Below are 12272 nucleotides of genomic sequence, written 5' to 3' on the forward strand. Positions count from 1 at the left end.
TCAAGATGATAAACTTTGTTATTACCGCAATCGTAGTCCTGGTGGGATTTGTATGCGAAATTTTCACACTTCTTTAAAAGGCTGATTCTGCCTTTTACCAAAAAATAACTAACATAACTATAAAATAGATACCATGATTTTTAATTGGTTTAAAATATTTATTTATCATTTAAAACAAAACAAACTGTTTTCGTTTTTAAATGTTTTAGGATTGAGCATCGGAATTGCCAGCGTAATTTTTGCCATTTTATATTGGAATAATGAGCACGCATACGATCAATGGAATCCTGAAAAAGAAAATGTATATAAAGTTCTAAATAAAATAGGATCAACCGGCGATATCTGGGGAACAAATACAATTCCTTTTGGACAAACCTGTAAGGCAACAATTCCTGAAATTGAACAAATTTGTTTCTTAAACGACTGGTATGATGAGGCTGTTTTAAAATATCAGAATAAAAAAATAATTGATAAAAAAATAACGGTATCTGATAATAATTTTTTCGATTTTTTCCCCTTTCCAATCATAAAAGGTGCTAAAAAAAATATTCTAAAGGAAAAAAATAGTGTTGCTATTTCTGAAGGACAAGCTAAACTTCTTTTTAAAGATGAAGATCCTATCGGAAAACCTATTACATACAATGATCAAGCCTATATCGTAAAATCTGTTTATCGCATTGTAACTCCGTCTTCTATTGAACCAAACTATGTTTTTAGCGGTATTGTTCGTGAATATGACCTTAACAGCTGGGGGAATTTCAGCTATGGTTTAATGATTAAGACCAAAAAGAATGTTGATATTAATGTCGTTTTAAAGAAAATGCGTGATGTAAATTATGTAAACATAATTTTAAAAGAGGCAAAAAAAGTAGGTCAAACTCCCGAGCAATTTGTTAAAGAAAATGGCGAGATAAAGAATATTCTTGATCAGCTGAAAACTTTGCGCTTACATGGTACAAAAACGTCAGGATCTGCTTCTCCTGAAGGAAAAGGAAACTTACAGCTTATTTACATCATGGCTGGTTTGTCCATTTTAATTTTGGTTTTATCATTGGTAAATTATATAAATCTAGCAACTGCTTCTGCCATAAAACGTGCTAAAGAAGTTGGTGTTCGCAAAATTGTGGGAGCTTCAAAAAAACAGATTATTGCACAATTTATATTTGAAACCGCAATAATTGTAACGCTTTCTATTTTATTTGCTTTAGCAATTGTTGAACTTTCTCTTCCGTATTACAACTCTTTTTTAAGAAAAAATTTGACTATGAATGGCGGTGAATTTTACTTGCAGCTTCTTTTTATTTTTGGATTAGTACTCATTCTTGCTGGTATTTTTCCTGCTGTTTATATCTCAAATTTTGAAACTTTAAAAGTGCTAAAAGGTAATTTTTCAAGAAGTAAAAATGGAATATGGATTCGAAATTCGATGCTTATTTTTCAATTTGGTATTGCAACGTTTTTTATTATCGGTGCTTTAATTGTAAATTCTCAAGTTGATTTTATGATGAATAAAGACCTTGGTTTTAAAGGCGATCAAATACTTCGAATTCCTTTCAATTACCAAAATTATGAAACAAAAGGCCAGAAATATGCCACTACAAAGCAAGAAATACTTAAACTATCAGGAGTTCAAGAGGTTTCTACTTTTGCAGGTACTTTTGGAAACAGCACTAATTCAAGTTCTGGTTTTACGCATAATGGTATTTTTGTACAGCCTCGAAATGTTGAAATGGATTTTGGCTTTTTAGAAATGATGAAGATTAAAGTTGTTCAAGGGCGAAATTTATCTCCAAAATTTGCTTCAGACACGATCAGCAACTGGCTTGTTAATGAAACCTTGGTAAAAGACTTAGGACTTAAGAATCCTATAAATACTGTTATCACTTCAGGGTGGTCGAATGGACAAGGAACTTTAAAGTTCAAGATCGTTGGTGTTGTAAAAGATTTTCATATTACAGGATTACAAAATAAGGTACCGCCAATGATTTTTATAAATACAAAAACTTTAAAGTGGTATAACTTTCAAAATGTCTATGTAAAAGTTTCTCCAAATAATTTAAGTGAAACATTGGACAAATTAAAAACCTATTGGGAGGCAAATATAAATCCCGACTATCCATTTGATTATGAATTTGTAAACAAAGGATTTGCTAAAACATATGAAGAACAAGTTAAACAAAAAGATTTATTTTTTATCCTAAATCTTGTTGTAATTATAATTGCCATCTTCGGATTGTTTGCTTTGGCATCATTTTCGATGGAGAGAAGATTGAAAGAAATTGCAATTAGAAAAACGCTTGGTGCAGAAACTGATGTTTTATTGAAAGAGCTGTCAAAACAATATTTTATTTATTGCTTAATGGGATTTGTAATTGGGATTATTCCAGCTTACATTTTACTGCAAAAATGGCTTGAAGATTTTGCTTTTAGAATCAATATCTCTCCAATTCCGTTTAGCATTGCACTTGTTTCATTGCTTACACTGACATTAACTATTGTTTTGGCAAAAGCCTATCAGGTAACCAAAATAGATGTTCTAAAATATTTAAAATACGAATAATCTTGTAGACCATTTTTTTTAAAAACACCCTTCAGATATAGACCTGAAGGGTGTTTTTTTATAGTATTTGGGAATACATTTTTTTACTGTAAAACGGCATCGTTAGAATATAGTAACTTATCCAAACTCTTATCTCTATCGTACACATCTGGGTAAAAACCAATTTCACCATCATCCGTTACCCACGCGGTAAAATAACCTATATAAATTGGTATTTTCTTTTTCAGCATACAAGGCGTTTCTTTTTCACCACTCATTGCACTATTGATTTTATCAACAGGCCAGTCAGGATCATCTTTCAACATGTGCAGAGCAAGTTCCTTAGCTTCTTTTACATTAATACATCCGTGGCTGAAAATACGTTTTTCAAACTCAAACAAGCTTTTTGCCGGCGTATCATGCAGGTAAATATCATTTGGATTTGGAAACATGAACTTAACCAACCCCAGCGAGTTTTTAGGACCCGGCTTTTGTCTCACATTACCGCCATTCCACTCCATATTATGATCAGCGAGATAATTTTTATCTTCGGCCATTTTTAGTTTCAACTCATTTTTTATGATGCTTGCCGGCACATACCAATAGGGACTAAACACGATTCTATCAATATTACCGCTAAAAATTACCGTTTCGGTCATTCTTGTACCCACAAAAACATCTGAAACTAAATCATATTTTCCGTTTTTTACATAAATCAATCTAAACGACGGAATGTTCACCATTACATATTCACTTGCTTTTGCTAAATCAGTCGGAATCCATCTGCATCTTTCCATGTTCAGCATAATCGTTCTGATTCGGTTCGCAATTGGCTCATTCAATTGATCAATATGATCTTTTGTAAAAGCGTAATTCAATTTTAAACCGTATCTCTTTTTATACTTTAAAACACCGGCCATCATTTCTTCATCGTACAAACTGCTTTTCGAATCTCGCGCTAAATCTCCAACAACAAACAAACGCTCTCTTATTTGTTTAACAACTGTACCACTGTCAAAAGGTTTTAAATCTTTGTAAGTCGCTGCATCGATATCTATTTTTTTCCAAAGATTATTTTTTTCAATATTTCGATATCTTTTTAAAACGCTTTGTAGTTTGTAATACTGACTAAACAAAAGATATTCATCTTTATTTAAACGGTCAGGATCTCCCATTAACGAATCTAAAATTTTATCATACGAAATGGATTTTGCAGGCAGATACCATCCTATTTTTTTCAAAGTCTGCGGATCGACTCCAGAATAAACATTGCTGGCATAAAAAACATACATATTAGATAATAAAAGATCTGTATCTGTAGGAGAAAGATCCTCGGTAACGTTTTCATTAAAAACATCATCGATTAGCGGCATATAGGGCATGGTCGCTTTTACACCCTGCTCATTCAAAAGTTTTACTTTATTGTATAATAAAGCTCCAAATTCGCTGACGCTTTTATCATCATACCAAATCATCTTGTATTCTCTTTTTTTATAGAGATCTTCAACATCTTTTTGATATTTTTTCAGTTTAGGATATTTCTTAAAAAACCCACTTATAGATTCAGCGTTTATTGTTCCTGAGTTATTGTCTTTACTAATTTTAAAGACATTTTCAAATGGTGATTTTTCATTTCTCACATTCGTCTTAGCATCTGCAGAATCGATGGAAAACACAAAAAAACTAAAAGTAATAATTGTGGAAAAGAGAGTAAAGTTTCGCATCTGTTTAAATTTTAAATTTTTATAAAATCTATTTTAAAAAACATCAAAAACTCAGAAATACTCGAAAGTAAGTTTTCCTGCATTTTTGTTAAATTTGGAAGTCTGCGATTTTGGGTACCCAAATTTAATTAAGATTATTGACAATTCAGCGATTAAATACAGGAATTTTTATACGAATTTACAGACGTCATTATCCTTAAAAAATAGAGTTTATAAATAGCATTCAAGAATTTTAATGCCTTAGAAAATATATTTTTGATCATTTTGACCAATCTCAATATCAATAAATACAATTTAAAAGGGTTTGAATCCGAACATAATCTGTTATCTTTGCAGTCTGAAATCAGTTTAAATAAATATAGAAATTTGAAATCGATTTCTTTCCATACATAATAGCACATTAAAATGAAATTAGATAGAAAAGAAATTCTTAAAGCTTTAGAAACAATCACTATAGCTGGAGAAGGAAAAAATATGGTTGAAAGCGGTGCCGTTTCAAACGTACTAACTTTTGGCGATGAAGTTGTTGTAGATTTAGTATTGCACACGCCTGCGATGCATATCAAGAAAAGAGCTGAAGACGATATTAAAAAAACAATTCACGAATTGATATCTGCTGATGCAAAAATTAAAGTAAATATTAAAGTAGAAACTCCTGAGAAAGTCGAAATTAAAGGTCGTGCTATTCCGGGAATTAAAAATATTATTGCCGTTGCTTCTGGAAAAGGAGGCGTTGGAAAATCAACTGTAACTGCAAATCTTGCTGTTACACTTGCAAAAATGGGTTTTAAAGTTGGTGTTTTAGATGCCGATGTTTACGGTCCTTCGATGCCAATTATGTTTGATGTTGAAAATGAAAAACCTATTTCGATAACGGTTGACGGAAAATCAAAAATGAAACCAATTGAAAGCTATGAAATCAAAATGCTTTCTATTGGATTTTTTACTGCACCAAGTCAAGCTGTAATTTGGAGAGGCCCAATGGCAGCAAAAGCTTTAAATCAAATGATTTTTGACGCTGATTGGGGAGAATTAGATTTTATGCTTCTAGATTTACCTCCGGGAACTGGAGATATTCACCTTTCAATCATGCAGTCTTTACCAATTACTGGAGCTGTTGTGGTAAGTACGCCGCAAGCTGTTGCTCTTGCAGATGCTAAAAAAGGAGTTTCGATGTTCATGCAGGACAACATAAATGTACCTGTTTTAGGAATTATTGAAAACATGGCTTATTTTACACCTGAAGAATTACCTAATAACAAATACTATATTTTTGGTCAGGAAGGAGCAAAAAATCTTGCTGCAGATTTAAATGTTCCATTCTTAGGAGAAGTTCCAATTGTACAATCTATTCGTGAAGCAGGAGATTTTGGACGCCCAGCGGCATTACAAACTGCATCGCCAATTGAAACTATTTTTGAAGAAATAACTCGAAATGTTGTACAAGAGGTAGTGAACAGAAACGAAAGTCTTCCTGCTACTGAAGCAATTAAAATTACAACAATGGCAGGTTGTTCTGCAGTAAAGAAAAATTAATAATAAGATAATTGAGATAGTTGGATAATTAGATAATCATTATGCGATCTGCAAATTATCTAATTTTCTAATTGACACATTTTCTAATTGATAAAATTATGACAACAGAAGAATTAACAAATAATGTTTTATTGGCTTTAGACGAAATCAGGCCATTTTTAAAATCTGATGGCGGAGATATTTCACTTATCTCTATTGATGATGATAAACATGTTAAAGTTCGTCTTGAAGGTGCCTGCATAAGCTGCAGTGTAAATCAAATGACCCTAAAAGCGGGTGTAGAAACTACGATTAAAAAATATGCACCGCAGATTGAAACTGTAGTAAATATAATGTAACCATAGTGTTAGCAATCGTACTTTTTGAACAATTAAAATTAACAAGAATAATAACCTTGTAAGCCATTAAAATAGCAAAACACCAACAAAACAGCAAAAACACATAAGTTTTTTAATGATTTAACAAAAAACAATGTAAAGTTTTAAGGGTTTTAGTTAAGTAATTGTTACATTTTTAACTTAAATTTGTGACATAACCCTAAATCTTAAACTTATGAAGAAATTTTACATTCTATTAGTGTTGTTGTTTTTTGTTTCTGCAAATTATGCTCAAAATATAACTGTTGTTGCAGACAAAGCTTGGGTAAATGAAGCAGAAGAGTGGTCGGATTTCAACTATGCCGGACAAATTGTATTCTCTATCAATCCAAATGAGGAACCTGGAAGTTTACGAGTTGGTAATTTTGATTTTTTGTATGATTTTGTAGATGGCAAAGGCAAATTTTCGAATAAAACAACTTATAGTTCAGCATCATTTTCACATCCAAGAAAAATCTCTGCTGTAACTGATAAACAAGGTGTTTTAAACTCAACTTATGAAGGAACATTAATCTTTCAATCTGATAAAGATTATTATTCAGTGATTGCAATTGTTAGCATTCTTGAAAAAAACGATAACATTTTGGGTGTAAAAATGCGCCTTAAGGAAGGTTCTCGAAAAGAGTATGCTTTTAGTACAAAACCAACAAGTTAATTTAAACAAGGGATTTTTTCACGTTATAAAATCCTAACATAAAATTCCAAACAATTAAAATGGATGTATTAATAAAGATTAAAGATCGAGAAGGAGTTATACACGAATTACAAGCTCCAACTGATATGGCAATGAACATAATGGAGTTATGCAAAGCATATGAACTTCCTGTTGAAGGAACTTGCGGAGGAATGGCAATGTGTGCTTCCTGCCAATGTTATGTTCTAAATGATGTTGCATTACCAGAAATGGGAGATGAAGAAGAAGCCATGCTTTCGGAAGCATTTTATGTTAAATCTAACAGCCGTTTAGGTTGTCAGATTCCAATTACTACAGAATTAGAAGGTTTAGAGTTAGAATTAGCTCCAGAATACTAAAAAATAAAAATCCAATATTTTAAAAATCCAAATTCTAAAAGGTTAAGTCCTTTTTGAATTTGGATTTTTTTAATTGTTCTCTAAATCACTCGGATCAAAAGGTTCAAACTCTCTTTCAGGAAATGCTTCTGTCAAAATTCCTGACGAACATAACCAAGTAATTGTTTCTTCAAGTGTATTTCCGGCTTTATAAATCATTTCGCTGTAACGTGGTAAAACAAAATACTCGCCTTCATAAAGAATAATTTCATCGCCGTCAAAAGTATCTCCAATTCTAACTGATTTTAAAACCTGATCTTTTGTCAACACTTCTTTGCCTTCATCCCAAAACCAATATTCCGTTATACGGTTTCTCCATTCTTGTAAGGTCAGTATTATTGTCTCTGGAAGAAATATTCGCACGTATGTTCCGCCAAGAATTCCGCTTCCATAAACTAATACATACTCTTTATAATCTTCATCAAAAGCAATGTTTAATGTTTTTTCACAAGCCAAAGTTTCTTCTTCAGAAGCTAGAAATAAATCGGTTTTATTGGTCTTATAATTTGGTATGATCTTATAATTATCGAAATTCATTTTTATTGCATTTATTAAGAGCTTAAAATTATATCTTTTTTGCTTCGAAACTGAATTTATTGACACAAAAAAACCGTAATTACAATACTGCAATTACGGCTCTCTCTTTATAACAATTTTATTTAATCTCTAATTAAACCAAACCAGCTTGAATTAAATATTCAGCAATTTGAATCGTGTTTGTCGCAGCACCTTTTCTTAAGTTATCTGCAACAATCCACATATTTAAAGTGTTTGGCTGGCTTTCGTCACGACGGATTCTTCCAACAAATACATCATTTTTACCTTCTGCATATAATGGCATTGGGTAAGTAAACGTATCTAAATTATCTTGTACTGTTACTCCGTCTGTATTATGTAAAATTTCACGAACTTCGTTTACATCAAAATCATTGGTAAACTCAACATTTACCGCTTCACTATGTCCGCCTACAACTGGTACACGAACTGCAGTAGCTGTAACTCTGATGGTATTATCTCCAAGAATTTTTTGAGTTTCGCGAACTAATTTCATTTCTTCTTTAGTGTATCCGTTTTCTTCAAAACTATCGCAATGTGGAATTGCATTTCTGTGAATTGGATATTTGTATGCCATATCACCTTGAATTCCTGCGTATTCATTTTCTAATTGCTTTACCGCTTTTACACCAGTTCCTGTGATTGATTGGTAAGTAGAAACGATAACTCTTTTAATATTGTATTTTTTATGCAAAGGTGCCAAAGCCAATACCATTTGAATAGTTGAACAGTTTGGATTTGCAATAATTTTATCTTCTTTAGTTAATGTAGAAGCATTGATTTCTGGAACTACTAATTTTTTAGCAGGATCCATTCTCCATGCTGATGAGTTGTCGATTACCGTAGTTCCAGCAGCAGCAAATTTTGGAGCCCACTCTAAAGATGTATCTCCACCTGCAGAAAAAACAGCAATATCAGCTTTCATATCGACAGCAGTCTGCATTCCTACAACTTTATATTTTGTTCCTTTATAGTCAATTTCTTTTCCCACTGATCTTTCAGAAGCAACAGGAATTAATTCTGTAACAGGAAAATTTCTTTCTGCTAAAACTTTAAGCATTACTTCGCCAACCATTCCGGTAGCACCTACAACCGCTATTCTCATTTTTATATTTTTAATATCAATTAATCAAATTTACTCTGCAAAAATAGTTATAATAAAAACGAAAACAATATGCTTCACAAAAAATAACAAAATGTTACAAAACAAACATTTAATAAAAAAACCGCCCCAATTAAGGAGCGGTTTAGTTAGACATAGTGCAGCGGAATTATTTTTTTAGCAAATCTCTAATTTGCGTAAGTAACTCTTCTTGAGTTGGTCCTGCAGGTGCAGCCGCAACCTCTTCTTTTTTCTTAACTTTATCAGCAGCTCTTAAAACAACAAATACAAAGAATGAAATAATTACAAAATTAATTATTGCCTGAACCAAATTACCATAGGTAATTACAGCAGCGCCAGCCGCTTTTGCCGCAGCTAAATTTGTATAACTATTACCATCAAGTGTAATAAATTTTTGAGTGAAATCGATTCCTCCAGTCAGTAAACCAACTATAGGCATAATAATATCGTCTACAGCAGAGCCGACAATTTTACCAAATGCTCCCCCAATAACTACCGCAGTAGCTAAACTAAGCACATCACCTTTCAATAAAGAAGCCTTAAAATCTGCGAAAAATCCCATAGTATCTATTTTTAAAATTAAACTCAATATCAAATATAATAATTTTAACAAATATTCTACCTGAAAAATACTCTTTTTACGCGTTGCGAGATGCTCGTCATAATTTCGTAAGGAATCGTTTTTAATGCTTCTGCCATTTCAACAACGGTAGGGCTTTCGCCGAAAATAATAACCGAATCTCCTTCTTTACACTCAATATGACTTACATCGACCATTAACATATCCATACAAACGCTTCCTACTATATACGCTTTTTGATTTTTAATGGTTACAAAACCAACCTGATTCCCCCATAATCTCGAAATTCCATCAGCATAACCTATTGGTATTGTGGCAATTTTTGTTTCTTTTTTCGCCATAAATCGACGGCCGTAACCCACACTGTCTCCGTTTGGAATGGTACGCACCTGAGATATAATCGATTTTAATGTTCCTACATTTTCTAGATATTTCTGTTCTGCCGGATCATTGGAAACACCATATAATCCAATTCCTAAACGCACCATATTATATTGTGCATTTGGAAAATTACTAATTCCAGATGTATTCAAAATATGGCGAATTGGGCTTATATTTAATTCGGACATTAATCTTGATGATAGTTTATCAAACAAACTTATTTGTTCTTCCACAAATTCAAAGTGGTTTGGATCATCACTTGTTGCCAAATGCGATAAAATACTTTGAACACGAACTGTTGAATTTCCTTGTAAAGTCGAAATCAGTTCTTCGATTGTATTATTCTCGAAACCTAAACGATGCATTCCTGTATCCAATTTTATATGAATAGGATAATCTTTTAAACTCTTTTCTCTAGCTATTTTCAAAAAGGCATTTAGTCCTTTTATACTGTAAATCTCAGGTTCTAATTGATATTGAATTATCGAAGGAAAACTGGTCGATTCTGGATTTAAGACCATAATAGGTAATTTTATTCCGCCGTTTTTCAGCGAAATTCCTTCATCGGCGAAAGCCACTCCTAAATAATCTGTGTTATGATGTTCTAATAATTTTGCAATTTCTAAACCGCCGTTTCCATAACCAAACGCTTTTACCATGACCATAATTTTTACATCGTTGGCCAATTTAGATTTATAGTAATTTAAGTTATGACTTATCGAATCTAAGTTGATTTCAAGAACTGTTTCATGTGTTTTTTCTTCAAGCAGGGAAACAATTTCTTCAAATTGAAACGATCTTGCTCCTTTTATCAAAATGGTTTCGTTAGTAAAATTTAAATCATCTACAGCCTCGATAAATAAGGCAGTATTTAAAAACATTCTGCTGTTTGGGAACTTAGCTTCAAAAGAAGAAATCGTTGGACCAATACCTATAACACGGTTTATTTTATTATCAGTAATAAGCTGTGCTACTTTTGAGTATAATTCTTCATTTGAAAATCCGCTTTGAAAAATATCAGATAAAATAATGGTTTTAGAGGCGTTCTTTTTTTTCTGGCTTTCTAAAAAATCTAAAGCAATTTTAAGCGATTGAAAGTCTGAACTGTAACTATCATCAATAATACTGCAGTTATTAATTCCGTTTTTTACTTCTAAACGCATTTGAACCGGATACAGCATTTGCACACGATTTTGAATAACGGCAAAATCGTACTTAAAGTGCAACATTACTAGTAAACAAGAAATTGCATTTTCGACAGAAGCGGAATCACTAAATGGAATTTCGAGATTGAAACTCTCATTATTGTATTGATATTGAATGGTTGTTGTATCGTGTTTTGTTTCTCTTTTTAGAATAAAAACATCTGCACTTTTATCTGTAAAACTCCAAGAAAACAGCTTTCTGTCTTTTAAAAGATATTCGCCAGAAAATGCAGTTAAGCATTTGTCTACCAATTGATTTTTTTGATAAATAATTACTGGTGTGTTTTTAAACAGCACTAATTTCTCATTGATTTTTTGCTCAGTATTTTGAAAACCTTCATCATGTGCAGAACCTATATTGGTTAAAACGCCAATATAGGGTTTAATAATTTGTTCTAAATTGGCCATTTCTTTTATTGTAGAAATGCCGGCTTCAAAAATGCCTAAATTATGCTTTTCGTTTATTGCAATAACCGACAATGGAACTCCTACTTGAGAATTGTAACTTTTAGGACTGCGAATAATATTAAAATCAGGACTAAGTAAAAAATTAAGCCATTCCTTGACAATTGTTTTACCATTGCTCCCGGTTAATCCGATTACAGGAAAATCGAATAAATTTCTATAATAAGCTGCAAATTCATGAAATGCTTTGAGCGTATTTCTAACTACTAAAAAATTGGCTTTTCCTTTTACATTTTCTGGAATATACTGCACAACAAAATTCTGAACTCCTTTTTCAATAAGTTCCGAAATATAAAGATGAGCATCATTATTGACTCCAGAAAGAGCAAAAAACAATGTTTTTGCACCATTTTGCAGAGAACGGCTGTCGATCGAAATATGATCAACAAAAATATCAGTATCTGAACCTATCCACTCGGCGTTAAAAACCGAAATAAGGCTTTTTAAATTTATGCTCATTTAGAAAATTTCTTTTTGTCAAATTTAAAAAAAGGTTTGTCACGAATTACATGAATCTATTTTTAGGTGCAAAAAAGAGTTTGCTACGAATTAGACAAATTTCAACAAATTAATGTTTGTTTTTTTGCTACTCCCGATAGCTATCGGGATAAAAGGATTTAATCTGTGAGAATCTATTAATCTGTCGCTATTATTCAAACATTTAGCAAATAGAATAATTAGTAAAAATTAGTGTAATTGCTTCGCCTGTTCGCTAT

General features: G+C 32.0%; 10 protein-coding genes. 5 read left to right on the plus strand and 5 right to left on the minus strand.

Features of this window, described 5'->3' with window-relative positions:
* The first annotated feature begins 133 nt into the window (after window positions 1-133).
* Window positions 134-2560: an FtsX-like permease family protein gene (locus tag ACHRVL_RS01630; protein WP_395409835.1), complete on the plus strand. Its 2427-nt coding sequence runs from the start codon at window positions 134-136 to the stop codon at window positions 2558-2560.
* An 83-nt stretch (window positions 2561-2643) separates the two neighbouring features.
* Here the strand turns inward: ACHRVL_RS01630 and ACHRVL_RS01635 are convergent, their stop codons facing one another.
* A complete protein-coding gene (locus ACHRVL_RS01635; RefSeq protein WP_395409837.1) occupies window positions 2644-4263 on the minus strand; it encodes a murein L,D-transpeptidase in 1620 nt (539 codons plus the stop codon).
* A 405-nt stretch (window positions 4264-4668) separates the two neighbouring features.
* Between ACHRVL_RS01635 and ACHRVL_RS01640 the strand changes: the two genes are divergently transcribed.
* The 4 genes from ACHRVL_RS01640 to ACHRVL_RS01655 all read left to right on the plus strand — a co-directional run bounded on the left by ACHRVL_RS01640 (window position 4669) and on the right by ACHRVL_RS01655 (window position 7208).
* Entirely contained in the window at window positions 4669-5799 is a 1131-nt protein-coding gene (locus tag ACHRVL_RS01640; RefSeq protein WP_395409838.1) for a P-loop NTPase, read from the plus strand.
* Window positions 5800-5897: 98 nt separating this feature from the next.
* On the plus strand, window positions 5898-6137 hold the full coding sequence (locus tag ACHRVL_RS01645; protein WP_053469915.1) for a NifU family protein: 240 nt from the start codon (window positions 5898-5900) through the stop codon (window positions 6135-6137).
* 214 nt (window positions 6138-6351) lie between these two features.
* Entirely contained in the window at window positions 6352-6831 is a 480-nt protein-coding gene (locus ACHRVL_RS01650; RefSeq protein WP_395409840.1) for a hypothetical protein, read from the plus strand.
* A gap of 59 nt (window positions 6832-6890) precedes the next feature.
* On the plus strand, window positions 6891-7208 hold the full coding sequence (locus tag ACHRVL_RS01655) for a 2Fe-2S iron-sulfur cluster-binding protein (RefSeq protein ID WP_026982672.1): 318 nt from the start codon (window positions 6891-6893) through the stop codon (window positions 7206-7208).
* Window positions 7209-7277: 69 nt separating this feature from the next.
* On the opposite strand, the gene ACHRVL_RS01660 is transcribed toward ACHRVL_RS01655, so the two are convergent.
* The 4 genes from ACHRVL_RS01660 to ACHRVL_RS01675 form a co-directional block, all read right to left on the minus strand.
* Window positions 7278-7784 (minus strand): SMI1/KNR4 family protein, encoded by a 507-nt coding sequence (locus ACHRVL_RS01660; RefSeq protein WP_395409841.1) that lies wholly within the window; start codon window positions 7782-7784, stop codon window positions 7278-7280.
* Between the two features lie 133 nt (window positions 7785-7917).
* Complete coding sequence (locus ACHRVL_RS01665) at window positions 7918-8907, minus strand: aspartate-semialdehyde dehydrogenase (protein ID WP_395409843.1); 990 nt, start codon at window positions 8905-8907, stop codon at window positions 7918-7920.
* 166 nt (window positions 8908-9073) lie between these two features.
* The gene (gene mscL, locus ACHRVL_RS01670) at window positions 9074-9487 is read right to left on the minus strand and encodes a large conductance mechanosensitive channel protein MscL (RefSeq protein ID WP_089053808.1); all 414 of its coding nucleotides are present in this window, start codon (window positions 9485-9487) and stop codon (window positions 9074-9076) included.
* 56 nt (window positions 9488-9543) lie between these two features.
* Window positions 9544-12015 (minus strand): bifunctional UDP-N-acetylmuramoyl-tripeptide:D-alanyl-D-alanine ligase/alanine racemase, encoded by a 2472-nt coding sequence (locus ACHRVL_RS01675; RefSeq protein ID WP_395409844.1) that lies wholly within the window; start codon window positions 12013-12015, stop codon window positions 9544-9546.
* Window positions 12016-12272: the final 257 nt, after the last annotated feature.

The sequence above is a fragment of the Flavobacterium sp. FlaQc-28 genome (assembly GCF_044007415.1).
Taxonomy (GTDB): domain Bacteria; phylum Bacteroidota; class Bacteroidia; order Flavobacteriales; family Flavobacteriaceae; genus Flavobacterium.